The organism is Nitratireductor sp. PBL-C9, assembly GCF_050877045.1.
GTDB lineage: Bacteria > Pseudomonadota > Alphaproteobacteria > Rhizobiales > Rhizobiaceae > Nitratireductor > Nitratireductor aquimarinus.
The window spans coordinates 1-17676 of record NZ_JBPAXW010000005.1; the positions used below are offsets into that span (position 1 = coordinate 1).

The 17676-nt window shown below is 60.4% G+C and carries 12 protein-coding genes; 1 reads left to right on the forward strand and 11 read right to left on the reverse strand.

The genetic code is table 11. The annotated features are described in order from the left end of the window. From tuf to rpsL, 4 genes are all read right to left on the reverse strand, one after another. On the reverse strand, positions 1-1175 hold a 1175-nt coding region (tuf, locus tag ACRTG1_RS11810), incomplete at its 3' end, for an elongation factor Tu (RefSeq protein ID WP_206547510.1). 75 nt (positions 1176-1250) lie between these two features. Beyond that, the gene (gene fusA / locus ACRTG1_RS11815; RefSeq protein ID WP_206545226.1) at positions 1251-3341 is read right to left on the reverse strand and encodes an elongation factor G; all 2091 of its coding nucleotides are present in this window, start codon (positions 3339-3341) and stop codon (positions 1251-1253) included. Between the two features lie 26 nt (positions 3342-3367). Beyond that, positions 3368-3838, reverse strand: coding sequence for a 30S ribosomal protein S7 (gene rpsG / locus ACRTG1_RS11820; protein WP_113155292.1), 471 nt, complete (start codon positions 3836-3838; stop codon positions 3368-3370). 59 nt (positions 3839-3897) lie between these two features. Beyond that, positions 3898-4269, reverse strand: coding sequence for a 30S ribosomal protein S12 (rpsL, locus tag ACRTG1_RS11825; RefSeq protein ID WP_007010616.1), 372 nt, complete (start codon positions 4267-4269; stop codon positions 3898-3900). A 469-nt stretch (positions 4270-4738) separates the two neighbouring features. Here rpsL and ACRTG1_RS11830 point away from each other — a divergent pair, with 469 nt between their 5' ends. After that, positions 4739-5020 (forward strand): transcriptional regulator, encoded by a 282-nt coding sequence (locus ACRTG1_RS11830; RefSeq protein WP_113155294.1) that lies wholly within the window; start codon positions 4739-4741, stop codon positions 5018-5020. Between the two features lie 79 nt (positions 5021-5099). Here ACRTG1_RS11830 and ACRTG1_RS11835 read toward each other — a convergent pair whose 3' ends face one another. The 7 genes from ACRTG1_RS11835 to rplK all read right to left on the reverse strand — a co-directional run bounded on the left by ACRTG1_RS11835 (position 5100) and on the right by rplK (position 17544). After that, positions 5100-6191: an esterase-like activity of phytase family protein gene (locus ACRTG1_RS11835; protein ID WP_432516337.1), complete on the reverse strand. Its 1092-nt coding sequence runs from the start codon at positions 6189-6191 to the stop codon at positions 5100-5102. Between the two features lie 253 nt (positions 6192-6444). Continuing rightward, positions 6445-10644, reverse strand: a complete 4200-nt coding sequence (gene rpoC, locus ACRTG1_RS11840; RefSeq protein WP_113156315.1) for a DNA-directed RNA polymerase subunit beta' — start codon at positions 10642-10644, stop codon at positions 6445-6447. Positions 10645-10794: 150 nt separating this feature from the next. Further along, positions 10795-14934, reverse strand: a complete 4140-nt coding sequence (gene rpoB, locus ACRTG1_RS11845; protein ID WP_206545223.1) for a DNA-directed RNA polymerase subunit beta — start codon at positions 14932-14934, stop codon at positions 10795-10797. A gap of 181 nt (positions 14935-15115) precedes the next feature. Then, a complete protein-coding gene (gene rplL, locus ACRTG1_RS11850) occupies positions 15116-15493 on the reverse strand; it encodes a 50S ribosomal protein L7/L12 (protein ID WP_065815249.1) in 378 nt (125 codons plus the stop codon). A gap of 51 nt (positions 15494-15544) precedes the next feature. Further along, positions 15545-16063, reverse strand: a complete 519-nt coding sequence (rplJ, locus tag ACRTG1_RS11855; RefSeq protein WP_113156316.1) for a 50S ribosomal protein L10 — start codon at positions 16061-16063, stop codon at positions 15545-15547. Between the two features lie 343 nt (positions 16064-16406). After that, positions 16407-17111: a 50S ribosomal protein L1 gene (gene rplA / locus ACRTG1_RS11860; protein ID WP_113155297.1), complete on the reverse strand. Its 705-nt coding sequence runs from the start codon at positions 17109-17111 to the stop codon at positions 16407-16409. Positions 17112-17115: 4 nt separating this feature from the next. After that, on the reverse strand, positions 17116-17544 hold the full coding sequence (rplK, locus tag ACRTG1_RS11865; protein ID WP_113155298.1) for a 50S ribosomal protein L11: 429 nt from the start codon (positions 17542-17544) through the stop codon (positions 17116-17118). Positions 17545-17676 lie beyond the last annotated feature (132 nt).

Consider the following 17676-nt stretch of genomic DNA (forward strand, 5'->3'; position numbering starts at 1 on the left):
TACTCAATGATGGCTGCGACGATGCCGGCGCCGACGGTGCGGCCGCCTTCGCGGATAGCGAAGCGCAGCTTCTCTTCCATCGCGATCGGAACGATCAGCTCGACGTCAACGGCAACGTTGTCGCCAGGCATGACCATCTCGGTGCCTTCCGGAAGATGCACAACACCCGTCACGTCCGTTGTACGGAAGTAGAACTGCGGACGGTAGTTGGTGAAGAACGGCGTGTGACGGCCACCCTCTTCCTTCGTCAGGATGTAGGCTTCTGCCTTGAACTTCGTGTGCGGCTTGACCGAACCGGGCTTGCACAGCACCTGGCCGCGCTCAACGCCTTCACGGTCAACACCACGGATCAGCGCGCCGATGTTGTCGCCTGCTTCACCCTGGTCGAGCAGCTTGCGGAACATTTCAACGCCCGTGCAGGTCGTCTTCGTCGTCGGACGGATGCCAACGATCTCGACTTCCTCGCCGACCTTGATGATGCCGCGCTCGACGCGACCCGTCACAACCGTACCGCGGCCCGAGATCGAGAACACGTCTTCGATCGGCATCAGGAACGGCTGGTCAACCGGACGCTCGGGCGTCGGGATGTAAGCGTCGACTTCTTCCATCAGCTTGCGGATTGCGTCCTCGCCGATCTCCTTGTTGGAGTCTTCGAGAGCTGCAAGAGCCGAGCCCTTGACGATCGGAATGTCGTCGCCCGGGAAGTCGTAGGACGACAGAAGCTCGCGAACCTCGAGCTCAACCAGCTCGAGAAGCTCTTCGTCATCGACCTGGTCGACCTTGTTGAGGAACACGACGATGGCCGGAACGCCAACCTGACGCGCAAGCAGGATGTGCTCGCGGGTCTGCGGCATCGGGCCGTCAGCGGCCGAAACCACCAGGATCGCGCCGTCCATCTGTGCAGCGCCCGTGATCATGTTCTTCACGTAGTCGGCGTGGCCGGGGCAATCGACGTGGGCGTAGTGACGGTTCTCCGTCTCGTACTCAACGTGCGCGGTCGAAATGGTGATGCCGCGGGCCTTCTCTTCCGGCGCGCCGTCAATCTGGTCATACGCGCGGAACTCACCGAAATACTTCGTGATCGCCGCCGTCAAAGACGTCTTGCCGTGGTCAACGTGACCAATCGTGCCGATGTTCGCATGCGGCTTCGTACGCTCAAATTTACCTTTGGCCATGTGAGCTCTCCATTCCTTGTGCCCGTTCGGGCTCTTTCAACTTTCGATAATCCGTAACGACGTGCGTTGAGCGAATTATGCGTATTTCTTCTGGATCTCCTGCGCCACAGCGCTGGGAACCGGCTCGTAGTGATCGAACTGCATCGTGTACTGGGCGCGGCCCTGCGACATCGAACGCAGCGTGTCGACGTACTTGAACATGTTTGCCAGCGGAACCATGGCATTAATCACCGTAGCGATACCGCGCGGCTCCTGGCCCTGGATCTGACCGCGACGACCGTTCAGGTCACCGATGATGCTGCCCACATATTCTTCCGGCGTCACAACCTCGACCTTCATGATCGGCTCGAGAAGCTGCGCACCCGCCTTCTGGGCGCCTTCACGGAAGGCTGCGCGGGCGGCGATCTCGAACGCGAGGACCGAGGAGTCAACGTCGTGGTAGGCGCCGTCGATCAGCGTGGCTTTCACGCCGAGCATCGGGAAGCCTGCAACCGGACCGGAGGAAAGAACGCTCTCGATACCCTTCTGGACACCGGGAATGTATTCCTTCGGAACCGAACCGCCGACGATCTTGGATTCGAACTCGAATTCCTCGCTCTCGGTGTTCGGCGCGAACACGATCTTGACGCGGGCGAACTGGCCCGAACCACCGGACTGCTTCTTGTGCGTGTAGTCGATCTCGGCTTCGCGGGTGATCGTCTCGCGGTATGCAACCTGCGGGGCGCCCACATTGGCCTCGACCTTGAATTCACGCTTCAGGCGGTCGACGATGATGTCGAGGTGAAGCTCACCCATGCCGGCGATGATGGTCTGACCGGATTCCTCGTCGGATTTGACGCGGAAGGACGGATCTTCTGCTGCCAGGCGGTTGAGCGCGAGGCCCATCTTTTCCTGGTCGCCCTTGGTCTTCGGCTCGATGGCGATCTGGATCACCGGATCCGGGAACTCCATGCGCTCGAGAATGACCGGCTTCAGCGGATCGCAGAGCGTGTCGCCCGTGGTCGTCTCTTTCAGGCCTGCCAGAGCGACGATGTCGCCGGCGTAAGCAACTTCCAGATCGGAACGCGAGTTGGAGTGCATCTGCAGCATGCGGCCGATGCGCTCACGCTTGTCCTTCACGGTGTTGGACAGCGAAACACCCTTGTTCAGCACACCCGAATAGATGCGGCAGAAGGTGAGCGAGCCAACGAACGGATCGTTCATGATCTTGAAGGCGAGCATGGAAAGCGGCTCTTCGTCGGAAGAAACGCGTTCGATCTCTGCTTCGGTCTTCGGATCGATGCCCTTGATCGCCGGAACTTCAAGCGGGGAAGGCAGGAAGTCGACGACGGCGTCGAGCAGCGGCTGCACACCCTTGTTCTTGAACGCGGTGCCGCAGAGGACCGGATGGAAGTTCACGTTGATCGTGCCCTTCCGGATCAGCTGGCGAAGCTCGTCATTCGAAGGCATTTCGCCCTCGAGGTAACGCTCCATCGCACCTTCGTCGATCTCGACAGCCGTCTCGATCATCAGCTCGCGGTATTCTTCGGCTTTCGCCTGAAGATCGGCCGGGATCTCAACGATGTCCCACTGAGCGCCGAGCGACTCGTCGCGCCACACAACAGCCTTCATCTCGATGAGGTCGACAACGCCCTGGAAGTCGTTCTCTGCACCGATCGGGAGCTGGATGGCGAGCGGCGTGGCACCAAGACGCGACTTGATCATGTCGAGGCAGCGGTAGAAGTCCGCGCCGATCTTGTCCATCTTGTTACAGAAGATCATGCGCGGGACATGATACTTGTCAGCCTGACGCCAGACAGTCTCGGTCTGCGGCTCAACACCGGCGTTGGAGTCGAGCAGAGCAACCGCACCGTCGAGCACACGCAGCGAACGCTCGACTTCAATGGTGAAGTCAACGTGGCCGGGGGTGTCGATGATGTTAAAGCGGCGGGTAGCGCCATCACGACCGGTCCACGACGTCGTCGTCGCAGCCGAAGTAATGGTGATACCGCGCTCCTGCTCCTGCTCCATCCAGTCCATGGTCGAAGCGCCATCATGCGTCTCGCCCATCTTGTGGTTCTTACCGGTGTAGAACAGGATACGCTCGGTCGTCGTCGTCTTACCGGCGTCGATATGCGCCATGATACCGAAGTTACGGTAATCTTCGAGCTTATATTCGCGGGACATCGTCGTGTACCTTTTCGATCCTACGGCTACCAGCGGTAGTGCGAGAACGCGCGGTTGGCTTCAGCCATCTTGTGCGTGTCTTCGCGCTTCTTGACGGCAGTGCCGCGATTGTTTGCTGCGTCGAGCAGCTCGCCGGACAGACGATCGACCATGGTCGTTTCGTTGCGCTTGCGGGCAGCTGCAATCAGCCAACGAATGGCCAGAGCCTGGCGACGCTCAGGACGAACATCGACCGGAACCTGATAGGTCGCACCACCAACACGACGGGAACGAACCTCGACGTGCGGAGCAACGTTATCAAGCGCCTGATGGAACACACCAACAGGCTCCTGCTTCATCTTGTCTTCTACCTGGTCGAATGCACCGTAAACGATGCGCTCGGCAGCCGACTTCTTGCCATCAAGCATGATGGCGTTCATGAACTTGGTCACAACCGTATCACCGAATTTCGGATCGGGGTTGATCTCTCGTTTTTCTGCACGGTGGCGTCGGGACATGTTTTTCGTCTCTTACCTTCGAGGCCCGGCTCAAAATCAAAGCGCCGAAGCCGGATATCCTACTTCGGACGCTTTGCGCCGTACTTCGAACGACGCTGCTTGCGGTTCTTCACACCCTGGGTGTCAAGCACACCACGGATGATGTGGTAGCGAACACCCGGAAGGTCCTTCACGCGGCCGCCGCGGATCATCACCACGGAGTGCTCCTGAAGGTTATGCCCCTCACCCGGGATATAGCCGATGACCTCGAAGCCATTGGCGAGGCGGATCTTGGCCACCTTACGCATGGCCGAGTTCGGCTTCTTCGGCGTCGTCGTGTAAACACGCGTGCAAACACCCCGCTTCTGCGGGTTGGCCTGCATGGCCGGAACCTTATTGCGCTTAACCGGCGCAATGCGCGGCTTGCGGATCAACTGGTTAACGGTAGGCATCAAACCTTCCCTTGTTACAAATTCCGTGTCTCAAGCCCGAGGGCCGCATCCAGAACAAAAATTTGCTCTACGCACAAATCCAGGCTGCAAACCGCTTTTAACGGTCTTGCCCGGACAAAAAGCAGAGGAAGCGTTTCCGCTTCATGCGCCGCAAATTCTGTCGCTCGCAAAAACGAACCCTGTTTGAGACCTGATCCGGGGCGCGTCGCCCCGAAAGAAAAAGCCTCACATCGGCTCGGACGAAGCGGTAATTACTCGCATGAGGGTTAACCGTCAACCCCGCCGCCAGGATTATCTTGTACCGCAGGCCATCGCCGAGCCAGACAGGGTTAAAACGACAGATTATTTCCCGAAACAGCGCCATTTCGAACCAAAACGGCGCTCCATCTCTGTCATTCTCCAATCCCGCATGCGAGAAGCAGGCTTCATATAGTAAGCGATTGCCGGTTGGCAAGAATCAGGAATCACCATGAGCGAATCTGAACATCGCCCCGTCACCATCATCACCGGCCGGGTCTGGCGCGAAAAGGGTGATGAGAGCGAGGGCGTGCATATCATGCTGCAGGCCCCGGACGACGACACGGCGGTGCGGCTGGCGCTGGAAGCCCTCGCGCGCGAAGGCTACGCGGAAGCCGAGCTGGACCAGATCGGCGACATGCAGGGCGAGCCCGATGAAGAACCACACCTGTCGGCCTGGCAGGGAGCGCTTGAAGGCGAGATCGCAATCGTCACCTTCGACGAACCGGTCTGACCCCTTCACGGATCAGAGACAGGAAGCCCGGCCATCGCGCCGGGCTTCTTCTTTATGAGCGCGCCTCAGTCGTCCCGCTTTACTGAGAAGGCGCATCCAGGGCGAACACCACGAACTGGGTGAACTGGCCGTTCGGGTTGAAATTGTTGTCGGAAGCCAGAACCAGCGTCTTCCGGCCAGCAATGACGGGCCCCCAGGTCAGGGATTCGATGTTGTCCACGTCGAGACCGAAGTCCCCTTCCCCGATCTTCAGAACATGCGTCTTGCTGACCGGCGTGACATCGCGGTCTGCGATGCTGTCAGCACCGAGAATATCGGTCGCACCCGCCGTTTCGACCCGATAGAGATTGATCTCGTTTCCGGTCCCCAGCGCAAAGGAGCGCTCGACCGCGAGAAACGTGCCGGCGTCGATCTCGAGGATCTCCGTCAGACCATTGTCGTTATAGTAAGGCTCGGTTTCCGACTTCTGGTGGATCGTTCCGGTTTCGTAGACATATTCGGCAACCGGCTCGCCGCTTTCGACGTTGAAACCAAGGATACGCGAAGGGCTGCCCGCCTCAAGCGTCGCTTTCGGTCCGTCCTGAACGAGCGCATTCTCGGTCGCGACCCAGATCGTCTCTCCATCGACCGAAAGCGTCAGCCCCTCGAACGCCAGATTGTTGCGAATGCCGCGCTCGCCGGCCTCATCGGGAAGATAAGCGCCGGGGACCGCGAAACTGCGCTTGAACGCGCCGTCCGGTTTGGCCTCAAAGAGCGTCGGATTGCCTTTGGCATCCCGTTCGCTCGACCAGAACACGCTCTGGCGCGCACCATCGTAGCGGATCGCTTCGGGATCGATCGTCTTGGCCGCGAAGGGCTCGCCATTCTCACCCTGCAGCACATGGCTCGAAACAATGTCGACGCCCTTCACGCCGTCTTCCTCGATCACAAGCTTCAGACGGTAGAAGCGCGTCGGCGCTTTCTCCGACCGGTCGTCCGAAATCGCATAGAACAGATCCGCATCCGCGTCGTAGTCCAGGCCGGAAATGCCGCCGAACTCGACACCGGAGATCATGAGACCGCTGGGGAGGACGATTTCGCCGAGATAAGCGGGCTTCATCATGGCTTCGGCATGAGCCAGAGACTGCGCCGAAACGGACAATGCGGCAGCGAGCACTAATTTCCTGAACATGAGGTCTTCTCCGTGAACCGGGCGCGAATGCGCCTCCAGAGCATCGGACCGACGAACCGAAACCGGTTTTCGGCTTATCCGACGCTCCATCGATGGTTTGGATCGCCTTTTGTGCGTCCGGATGAACGCACGGCGATCTGGAGAACCTCATGATGCAGCCGGGTGACAGACACGCGACGATGGCGGTGGACTGCCAAAAGAAAAGCCGGGCACAAGGCCCGGCTTCTGCATTCTCTGAGAAGAGGTCTGCCGATTACTCGGCAGCACTCGTCGTCATGTCGGCGATCATCGGATCCGCCATTTCCACGCCCGAGGTCTTGCGACGCTCGTCCAGGATCAGATCGTCGCGCGAGCGCGCAATCCGGCGAACCTGGCTCATCGCGCCACCCGTACCGGCCGGGATCAGGCGACCGACGATGACGTTTTCCTTCAGGCCCTGCAGCGTGTCGACCTTGCCGGCAACAGCCGCCTCGGTCAGCACGCGGGTGGTCTCCTGGAAGGAGGCCGCGGAGATGAAGGACGGCGTCTGCAGCGAAGCCTTGGTGATGCCAAGCAGGACCGGCTGGCCCTCGGCAGGCTTCTTGCCCTCTTCCACCAACCGGTCGTTGACCTCGTCGAACTCCACGGAGTCGACGTGATCGCCCGGAATGTAGGTCGAGTCGCCCTGTGCCGTGATCTCGATCTTCTGCAGCATCTGGCGAACGATCACCTCGATGTGCTTGTCGTTGATCAACACGCCCTGCAAGCGATAGACCTCCTGGATTTCGTTGACCAGGTAGGAAGCCAGAGCCTCCACGCCCTTGATCGCCAGGATGTCGTGCGGCGCCGGGTTGCCGTCGAGAATGAAGTCGCCCTTCTCGATCTGGTCGCCGTCCTGAAGATGGAACGGCTTGCCCTTGGGAATGAGGTATTCCGCAGGCTCCAGAGTCGCGTCATGCGGCTCGATGATGATGCGGCGCTTGTTCTTGTAGTCGCGGCCGAAGCGAACCGTACCATCGATCTCGGCGATGATGGCGTGATCCTTCGGACGACGGGCCTCGAACAGTTCCGCAACGCGCGGCAGACCACCGGTAATGTCCTTCGTACGGGCACTTTCGGTCGGGATACGTGCAATCACGTCGCCCGGCATCACCTTGGAGCCCGGCTCCACGGAGAGAACCGTTTCCACCGAAAGCAGGAACCGCGCGTCGCCACCACGAGCAAGCTTGGAGATCTTGCCCTTGGAGTCGAGGATCGTCAGAGCCGGCTTCAGGTCGGTGCCGCGCGGCGTCGAACGCCAGTCGATGACCTCGCGCTTCGTGATACCGGTGGATTCGTCGGCGGTTTCCTGAACCGACACGCCATCCACCAGATCCTCGAACGCCACGGTGCCTTCCACTTCGGTGAGCATCGGACGGGTGTAGGGATCCCACTCGGAGATACGCTGACCGCGCTTCACCTTGTCGCCCTCGTCGATGAACAGACGCGAACCGTAGGTCAGGCGGTGGCTAGCACGTTCCTCGCCGTTCTCGTCCATGATGAGAACCGCCATGTTGCGGCCCATCACGATGAGATCGCCTTCGGAGTTGCGCACCACATTGCGGTTGCGAACCTTGACCGTGCCTTCGAAGGAAGCTTCGAGGAACGACTGGTCGACCACCTGCGCCGTACCACCCATGTGGAAGGTACGCATGGTGAGCTGCGTGCCCGGTTCACCGATCGACTGAGCGGCGATGACGCCGACAGCTTCACCGATGTTGACCGGCGTACCGCGTGCAAGGTCACGGCCGTAGCAGACCGCGCAGACGCCGACGCGCACTTCACAGGTCAGCGCCGAGCGGATGCGGACGGACTGGATGCCTGCCTTCTCGATGGCTTCAACGTCACGCTCGTCGATCAGGCGACCGGCAGCAACGATGACTTCTTCGGTTGCCGGATTGATGATGTCATCAAGCGCGGTACGGCCCAGCACGCGCTGGCCGATGGAAGCGACCACCTGACCGGCGTCGACGATCGGCTGCATGGTCAGGCCCTTGTCGGTGCCGCAATCCGGCACGGTGACAATGCAGTCCTGAGCCACGTCAACCAGACGGCGGGTCAGGTAACCCGAGTTAGCCGTCTTCAGAGCCGTGTCGGCCAGACCCTTACGGGCGCCGTGGGTGGAGTTGAAGTACTCCATCACGGTCAGGCCTTCCTTGAAGTTCGAGATGATCGGCGTCTCAATGATGGAGCCATCCGGACGGGCCATCAGGCCGCGCATGCCGGCAAGCTGACGCATCTGCGCCGGCGAACCACGGGCACCGGAGTGCGACATCATGTAGACCGAGTTCATCGGCTTCTGGCGACCGTCATCGTCGAATTCGACCGCCTTAATGCGCTTCATCATCTCGTCGGCGACCTTTTCCGAGCACTTGGCCCAGGCGTCGACGACCTTGTTGTACTTCTCGCCCTGGGTGATCAGGCCGTCATTGTACTGCTGCTCGTATTCCTTCGCGAGCGCCTCCGTCTCGGCCACCAGGTTTTCCTTGGTGTCTGGAATGACCATGTCGTCCTTGCCGAACGAAATGCCGGCGCGGCAGGCATGGCCGAAGCCGAGCTGCATGACGCGGTCACAGAAAATGACCGTCTCTTTCTGACCGCAGTGACGGTAGACCGTGTCGATCATCTTGGAGATGTTCTTCTTGGTCAGTTCCTGGTTGCAGATGTCGAAGGGCACATTGTGGTTCTTCGGCAGAAGCTCGCCAACGATCATACGGCCAGGCGTGGTCTCGTGGATCTGCGATACGGGGTTGCCCTCCGCGTCGACAGTCTTGAAACGGCCCTTGATCTTGGTGTGCAGCGTGACGACGCCGGTCTCGAGTGCGTGATGCAGCTCGCCCATGTCGGCGAACACCATGCCCTCACCCGGTTCGTTCTGGTTCATGATGGACAGGTAGTAGAGTCCGAGAACCATATCCTGCGACGGCACGATGATCGGTGCGCCGGAGGCCGGGTGGAGAATGTTGTTGGTCGACATCATCAGGACGCGCGCTTCAAGCTGCGCTTCGAGCGACAGCGGCACGTGAACGGCCATCTGGTCGCCGTCGAAGTCGGCGTTGAACGCGGTACAGACCAACGGGTGCAGCTGGATCGCCTTGCCTTCGATGAGGGTGGGCTCGAACGCCTGGATGCCCAGACGGTGCAGCGTCGGCGCGCGGTTCAGAAGAACCGGATGCTCGCGGATGACCTCGTCCAGGATATCCCAGACTTCCGGCTTTTCCTTCTCGACCAGCTTCTTCGCCTGCTTGACGGTAGACGAATAGCCCTTCGCGTCGAGACGAGCGTAGATGAACGGCTTGAAGAGCTCCAGAGCCATCTTCTTCGGCAGGCCGCACTGGTGCAGCTTCAGCTCGGGACCGGTCACGATCACCGAACGGCCGGAGTAGTCGACGCGCTTGCCGAGCAGGTTCTGACGGAAGCGGCCCTGCTTGCCCTTGAGCATGTCGGAGAGCGACTTCAGCGGACGCTTGTTGGCACCCGTGATAACGCGGCCGCGGCGGCCGTTGTCGAACAGCGCATCCACGGATTCCTGAAGCATGCGCTTCTCGTTGCGGATGATGATGCCCGGTGCGCGCAGCTCGATCAGACGCTTCAGACGGTTGTTACGGTTGATCACACGACGGTAGAGGTCGTTCAGATCCGAGGTCGCGAAACGACCGCCATCCAGCGGAACCAGCGGACGCAGATCCGGCGGAATGACCGGGACGATCTTCATGATCATCCACTCCGGACGGTTGCCCGACTCCAGGAAGTTCTCGACCACCTTGAGGCGCTTCAGAAGCTTCTTCTGCTTCAGCTCGGACGTGGTGGACGCGAGCTCGGAGCGCAGATCGCCGGCGATCTTCTCCAGTTCCATCGATTCCAGAAGGTGATGGATCGCCTCGGCGCCGATCATGGCGGTGAACTGGTCTTCACCATACTCGTCGACCGCGATCAGATACTCTTCTTCGGAGAGGAGCTGATTTTCCTTAAGCGCCGTCAGACCCGGCTCGGTGACGATGTAGTTCTCGAAATAGAGAACCCGCTCGATGTCCTTCAGGGTCATGTCGAGCAGCGTGCCGATGCGCGACGGCAGCGACTTCAGGAACCAGATGTGAGCGACCGGAGCGGCCAGCTCGATGTGGCCCATACGCTCGCGACGCACCCGCGACAGCGTGACTTCAACGCCGCACTTCTCGCAGATGACGCCCTTGTACTTCATGCGCTTGTACTTGCCGCACAGGCATTCGTAATCCTTGATCGGACCAAAGATGCGCGCGCAGAACAGACCGTCACGCTCGGGCTTGAACGTGCGGTAGTTGATGGTCTCGGGCTTCTTGATCTCGCCATACGACCAGGAAAGAATTTTCTCGGGGCTAGCGAGAGAAATCCTGATCGAATCGAAAGTCTGTGCCGGCGCCTGAGGGTTGAAAAGATTCATGACCTCTTGGTTCATGCCGATCTCCTTTTCGGGACGCATTGTCCCTTTTTCAAACTTCGGTGTTGGCTGCCGCCGCCTGCCTCACCGGTTCAAATGCTCGGCCGCTATGCTGCCGTGCGAACGACGAATGCGTGTCGCGGGCAATCCCGCGACACGCCGTAACGCTTATTCAGCCGCGTCGGGCAGCTGCTCAGCCTCGGATCCTTCAATGCGGGAGTTTTCAAGCTCCACATTGAGACCGAGCGAGCGCATTTCCTTGACGAGAACGTTGAAGCTCTCGGGAATGCCTGCCTCGAACGTGTCGTCGCCGCGCACGATGGCTTCGTAGACCTTGGTACGGCCTGCCACGTCGTCCGACTTCACCGTCAGCATTTCCTGCAGCGTGTAGGCCGCGCCGTAAGCTTCCAGCGCCCAGACCTCCATCTCACCGAAGCGCTGACCGCCGAACTGCGCCTTACCACCCAGCGGCTGCTGGGTAACGAGCGAGTACGGGCCGATCGAACGGGCGTGGATCTTGTCGTCCACCAGGTGATGCAGCTTCAGCATGTAGATGTAGCCCACGGTCACCTGACGGTCGAAGGCTTCGCCCGTACGTCCGTCGTAAAGCGTGACCTGGCCAGAGGTCTTCATACCGGCCAGCTCCAGCATGTCGTTGACGTCAGCCTCATGCGCGCCGTCGAAGACCGGCGTTGCAATCGAAACACCGCGACGCATCTGCTCGCCCAGACGCACGACGCTCTCGTCGTCATACTGGCGAACCGGCTCGTTGCGGTCATTCTCGGGAATGACGGCCTCGATGGTCTGGCGCAACGGCTTGATGTCGCCGCTTTCCTTGTAGCTGTCGATCAGGTCGCCGATCTGCTGCCCCATGCCGGCACAGGCCCAGCCAAGGTGCGTCTCGAGGATCTGTCCGACGTTCATGCGGCTCGGCACGCCAAGCGGGTTCAGCACGATGTCGACATGCTGACCGTCATCAAGGAACGGCATATCTTCAACCGGCACGATGCGCGACACGACACCCTTGTTGCCGTGACGACCGGCCATCTTATCGCCGGGCTGCATCTTGCGCTTAACGGCAACGAAGACCTTGACCATCTTCATCACGCCGGGCGGCATCTCGTCGCCGCGCTGCACCTTCTCGACCTTGTCCATGAAGCGCTGCTCGAGCGCCTTCTTGGACTCGTCATACTGTGCACGCAGCGCTTCGAGCGCTTCCTGCTGCTTCTCGTCCTCGACGGCAAACTGCCACCACTGCGAACGCGGATACTCGCTCAGCGCATCAGCGGAAAGCTCGCTGCCCTTCTTGAAGCCCTTCGGACCGGCGATTGCCTGCTTGCCAACGAGCATGTCGGAAAGGCGCGCGTAGACGTTGCGGTCGAGGATCGACTGCTCGTCGTCACGGTCCTTTGCGAGGCGTTCGATCTCCTCGCGCTCGATAGCCATGGCGCGCTCGTCCTTCTCAACGCCGTGGCGGTTGAAGACGCGCACTTCGACGACCGTGCCATACGTGCCGGGCGGCATACGCATGGAGGTGTCGCGGACATCCGAAGCCTTCTCACCGAAGATGGCGCGCAGAAGCTTCTCTTCCGGCGTCATCGGGCTCTCGCCCTTCGGCGTGATCTTGCCGACGAGAATGTCGCCCGGCTGAACTTCAGCACCGATATAGGTGATGCCGGCTTCGTCGAGGTTCTTCAGCGCTTCTTCCGAAACGTTCGGAATGTCGCGCGTGATTTCTTCCGGTCCAAGCTTCGTATCACGCGCCATCACCTCGAATTCCTCGATGTGAATGGAGGTGAAGACGTCATCGCGAACGATGCGCTCGGACAGAAGGATGGAGTCCTCGTAGTTGTAGCCGTTCCAGGGCATGAACGCGACGAGCACGTTGCGGCCAAGCGCCAGATCACCCAGATCCGTCGACGGACCATCGGCAAGGATGTCGCCCTTGTTGATCCGGTCGCCCACACGCACCAGCGGACGCTGGTTGACGCAGGTGTTCTGGTTGGAACGCTGGAACTTCATCAGACGGTAGATGTCGACGCCGGAGCGCGATGCATCCACATCCTCGGTGGCGCGGATAACGATACGCGTCGCATCCACCTGGTCGACGATGCCCGTACGGCGGGCCGCGATGGCAGCGCCGGAGTCGCGCGCCACGATCGGCTCCATGCCGGTGCCGACGAACGGAGCCTCGGCGCGCACCAGCGGCACGGCCTGACGCTGCATGTTCGAGCCCATCAGTGCGCGGTTGGCGTCATCGTTCTCAAGGAACGGAATGAGCGCTGCCGCGACCGACACGAGCTGCTTGGGCGACACGTCCATCAGATCGACGTTCTCGCGCGGAGCCATCATCACCTCGCCGGCATGGCGGCAGATGACGAATTCATCCGTGAACGCACCATCTTCACCGATCACGGCATTGGCCTGTGCAACGTAGTGCTTGGCCTCTTCCATGGCGGAGAGATAGACGACGTCCTGCGTGACCTTGCCGTCCACGATCTTGCGGTACGGGCTCTCGATGAAGCCGTACTTGTTGACGCGGGCGAAGGTGGCAAGCGAGTTGATCAGACCGATGTTCGGGCCTTCCGGCGTCTCAATCGGGCAGATACGGCCATAGTGGGTCGGGTGCACGTCGCGCACTTCGAAGCCCGCACGCTCACGCGTCAGACCGCCCGGTCCAAGCGCCGAAAGACGACGCTTGTGGGTGATCTCTGAGAGCGGGTTGGTCTGGTCCATGAACTGCGAAAGCTGCGAGGAACCGAAGAACTCGCGCACGGCGGCAGCCGCCGGCTTCGCGTTGATCAGGTCCTGCGGCATGACCGTGTCGATCTCGATCGAGGACATGCGTTCCTTGATCGCACGCTCCATGCGGAGCAGGCCGACGCGGTACTGGTTTTCCATCAGCTCGCCGACGGAACGCACACGGCGGTTGCCGAGATTGTCGATGTCGTCGATCTCGCCCTTGCCGTCGCGAAGCTCAACCAGCGTCTTGACCACGGCGACGATGTCTTCCTTGCGCAGAACGCGCACGGTGTCCTCGGCGTCGAGCTCGAGACGCATGTTCATCTTCACGCGACCAACGGCCGACAGGTCGTAGCGCTCGGCGTCGAAGAACAGCGAATGGAACATCGCTTCGGCCGTCTCAAGCGTGGGCGGCTCGCCCGGGCGCATGACACGGTAGATGTCGAACAGCGCGTCCTGGCGCGACTCGTTCTTGTCGGCAGCCAGCGTGTTGCGGATGTAACCGCCCACATTGACGTGGTCGATGTCCAGGAAGTGGACTTCGTCGACACCGGCTTCCAGAAGAACCTTGAGGGTCTTCTCGTCGATCTCGTCACCGGCCTCGAGGAAGATCTCGCCGGTTTCCATGTTGACGATGTCTTCGGCCAGATAGTTGCCGAGCAGGTCTTCTTCCGTCGCGTGAATGGCCTTGAGGCCCTTCTCTGCAAGCATCTTTGCCTGACGCGCGGTGATCTTCTTGCCGGCTTCAACGACCACTTCGCCGCTGTCCGCGTCGACGAGATCTGCAGTGGCCTTGAGGCCCTTGTAGCGCTCAACCGTATACGGCACGCGCCAGTTCTCACCGTCGCGCTGATAGGTCAGCTGATCGTAGAAGGTGGACAGGATCTCTTCGCCGTCCATGCCCAGCGCCATCAGAAGCGACGTCGCGGGAAGCTTGCGGCGGCGGTCGATACGCGCGTGGACGATGTCCTTGGCGTCGAACTCGATGTCGAGCCAGGAACCGCGATAGGGAATGACGCGCGCGGCAAACAGAAGCTTGCCCGACGAGTGCGACTTGCCCTTGTCGTGGTCGAAGAACACGCCCGGCGAACGGTGCATCTGGGAGACGATGACGCGCTCGGTACCGTTGACGATGAAGGTGCCGTTGGACGTCATGAGCGGCATGTCGCCCATGTAGACGTCCTGCTCCTTGATGTCCTTGATGGACTTGGCGCCGGTGTCCTCATCCACATCGAAGACGATCAGGCGCAGCGTCACCTTGAGCGGCGCAGCGAAAGTAAGATCGCGCTGCCGGCACTCGTCCACATCGAACTTCGGCTCTTCGAACTCGTAGTCCACGAATTCGAGCATCGCCGTACCGGCGAAGTCCGAGATCGGGAACACCGACTTGAACACCGCCTGAAGCCCCTCGTCAGGTCGCCCGCCCTGGGGCTCCTCGACCATCAGGAACTGGTCATAGGATGCCTTCTGAACCTCAATCAGGTTCGGCATCTCCGCAACTTCCGGAATCTTTCCGAAGAATTTGCGTACCCGCCTGCGACCATTAAACGTTTGGGTCTCGGCCATCGTCGCTCCTTGCCCTGCCTGGCTTGCATGCACCACGTGAACCGCCATCCCGGCGGTCAATCCAAACGGATAAAAACCCGTTTCCTGAAAGCCGCTTGCGGCCCACAGGAAAGAGGTTCCGGTTCCGTCTTCAAAGTTCCGGTCCGCGCAGATCGGAAATCCGCGCGGACCGGACGCCGAATTACTTCAGCTCAACTTTAGCGCCAGCGCCTTCAAGCTGACCCTTGATCTTCTCGGCTTCGTCCTTGGACACGCCTTCCTTGATCGGCTTCGGAGCGGACTCAACGAGGTCCTTGGCTTCCTTGAGGCCCAGGCCGGTGATGCCGCGGACTTCCTTGATCACGTTGATCTTCTGTGCGCCTGCATCGGTGAGAACGACGTCGAACTCGGTCTTCTCTTCAGCAGCTTCGCCACCAGCAGCACCGCCTGCAGCAGCAGCAACAGCCACCGGAGCAGCAGCGGAGACGCCCCACTTCTCTTCAAGCATCTTGGAGAGCTCAGCCGCCTCGAGGACGGTCAGGCTCGACAGGTCTTCAACGATCTTAGCAAGATCAGCCATTGTACATTTCCTTTTGTGTTCGAACTGTGTTGTTGGTCTTGAGGACCGGCATCACGCCGCCTCGTCCTTCTTGGAATAGGCGCCAAAGACGCGCGCGAGCTGACCCGCGGGCGCGTTGACAACCTGAGCGATCCGGGTGGCCGGCGTAGAAATCATGCCGACCAGCTTCGCCCTCAGCTCGTCCAGCGACGGCAGCGAGGCAAGAGCCTTCACACCATCGGAATCGAGCGCGGTCTCACCCATGGCACCGCCAAGAATGACAAGCTTGTCATTTGCCTTGGCGAAGTCATTGGCGACCCGAGGAGCGACAACCGGATCGTCCGAATAAGCAATCAGGGTCTGGCCTTCGAAAAGGGCCTGAATGCTCTCGGACGGGGTTCCCTGAAGGGCGATTTTGGCGAGACGGTTTTTCGCAACCTTAACTGTGCCGCCTGCACCGCGCATCTTGGAACGAAGATCGTTCATCTGCGCGACGGTCAGACCGGCATAGTGGGCTACGACGACCGAACCGGTGTTGTTGAACACCTCGTTCAGGTCCGCGACGAATTCGCGTTTTTCCGCTCTGTCCACTGCCTTCTCCATTTGACGGAGTTTCCCGAAGGAAATATCCGCCGGTTTGCCTTTTGCCGCAGGGCATCCGCAAACTCGGATCACCCAAGCGACGCTCGAGGATCCTGTCCCCCTTCGCTGACCGGAAAACCCGGATCAAACAAAAGGCCAACACGGTTCGAACCATCAACCGGAGCCAGGCTCCGTTATCCGGTCCCACCCGTCTCATGCAGGCCCTTTAAAAGTATTAAGGCGAGCCGCCTGCAATCTCGGACAGGATGTTCCGGAAGTTTCCTTCCGGCTTCCAGATCTTGCGATCCGGAAAGTCTTGGGGAAGGCGCCGGAGCGCCCTCCCCGGAATTCATCAGCCTTCGGCCGACAGGCTGCCAACGTCGATGCGCAGACCCGGGCCCATGGTCGAGGTGAGAGCCACCTTCTTCACATAGTTGCCCTTTGCGCCGGCCGGCTTCGCCTTGATCACCGCATCGGTGAAGGCGCGCACGTTCTCGGCAATGGCCTTGGCGTCGAAGGAAGCCTTGCCAACGCCTGCATGCACGATACCGGCCTTCTCGACGCGGAACTCAACGGCGCCGCCCTTGGAAGCCTTGACCGCGCCCGTGACGTCCGGCGTCACGGTGCCGACCTTCGGGTTCGGCATCAGGCCACGCGGGCCAAGCACCTTACCGAGACGGCCGACCAGCGGCATCATGTCCGGCGTTGCAATGCAGCGATCAAAGTTGATCTCGCCCTTCTGGACGCTCTCAACCAGCTCTTCGGCGCCGACGATGTCTGCACCAGCTGCCTTTGCTTCTTCAGCCTTGTCGCCCTTTGCGAAGACGGCAACGCGAACCGTACGGCCCGTGCCGTTCGGCAGGTTGACCACACCGCGGACCATCTGGTCAGCGTGGCGCGGGTCGACGCCGAGGTTCATCGCAACTTCGATGGTCTCGTCGAACTTCGCGGTTGCACGGTCCTTCAGGAGCGCAACGGCCTCATCGAGAGCGTATTCCTTGTCGCGATCAATACCTTCACGGGACTTCGCAACGCGCTTGGAAAGTTTCGTCGCCATATCGTCAGCCCTCCACTTCCAGGCCCATGGAGCGTGCCGAACCTTCGACCATGCGCATGGCTGCTTCGACGTCCGTCGCGTTCAGATCTTTAAGCTTGGCTTCCGCGATCTCGCGAACCTTGTCGCGCGAAATCTTGCCAGCAACCACCTTGCCGGGCTCCTTGGAACCGGACTTCAGGTTGATTGCCTTCTTGAGGAAGTAGCTCACCGGAGGCGTCTTCATCGTGAAGGTGAAGGACTTGTCCTGGTAGTAGGTCACCACGACCGGGATCGGGGATCCCTTTTCCATCTCCTGGGTCTGGGCATTGAATGCCTTACAGAACTCCATGATGTTGATGCCACGCTGACCAAGCGCAGGGCCGATCGGGGGCGACGGCGTAGCCGAACCCGCGGGAACCTGAAGCTTGAGCAGGCCTGCAACTTTCTTAGCCATATCTCATCTGCCTTGTCGTTCTCACCGGCCACCCTGAAAAGAATGTGCCGGCACTGCAGTTTGGTGGTCCGGAAATCAGCGACCGGCTTAGCCGCATTTCCCTTCCACCGATGAAGCCCCGCGCACGGGGCA

Coding starts and splice junctions, on each gene's coding strand:
- rpoB (WP_206545223.1), bottom strand. CDS start 14,934: ATGGCCGAGACCCAAACGTTTAATGGTCGCAGGCGGGTACGCAAATTC.
- rplL (WP_065815249.1), bottom strand. CDS start 15,493: ATGGCTGATCTTGCTAAGATCGTTGAAGACCTGTCGAGCCTGACCGTC.
- rpsL (WP_007010616.1), bottom strand. CDS start 4,269: ATGCCTACCGTTAACCAGTTGATCCGCAAGCCGCGCATTGCGCCGGTT.
- rplA (WP_113155297.1), bottom strand. CDS start 17,111: ATGGCGACGAAACTTTCCAAGCGCGTTGCGAAGTCCCGTGAAGGTATT.
- rpoC (WP_113156315.1), bottom strand. CDS start 10,644: ATGAACCAAGAGGTCATGAATCTTTTCAACCCTCAGGCGCCGGCACAG.
- rplK (WP_113155298.1), bottom strand. CDS start 17,544: ATGGCTAAGAAAGTTGCAGGCCTGCTCAAGCTTCAGGTTCCCGCGGGT.
- ACRTG1_RS11835 (WP_432516337.1), bottom strand. CDS start 6,191: ATGTTCAGGAAATTAGTGCTCGCTGCCGCATTGTCCGTTTCGGCGCAG.
- ACRTG1_RS11830 (WP_113155294.1), top strand. CDS start 4,739: ATGAGCGAATCTGAACATCGCCCCGTCACCATCATCACCGGCCGGGTC.
- fusA (WP_206545226.1), bottom strand. CDS start 3,341: ATGTCCCGCGAATATAAGCTCGAAGATTACCGTAACTTCGGTATCATG.
- rpsG (WP_113155292.1), bottom strand. CDS start 3,838: ATGTCCCGACGCCACCGTGCAGAAAAACGAGAGATCAACCCCGATCCG.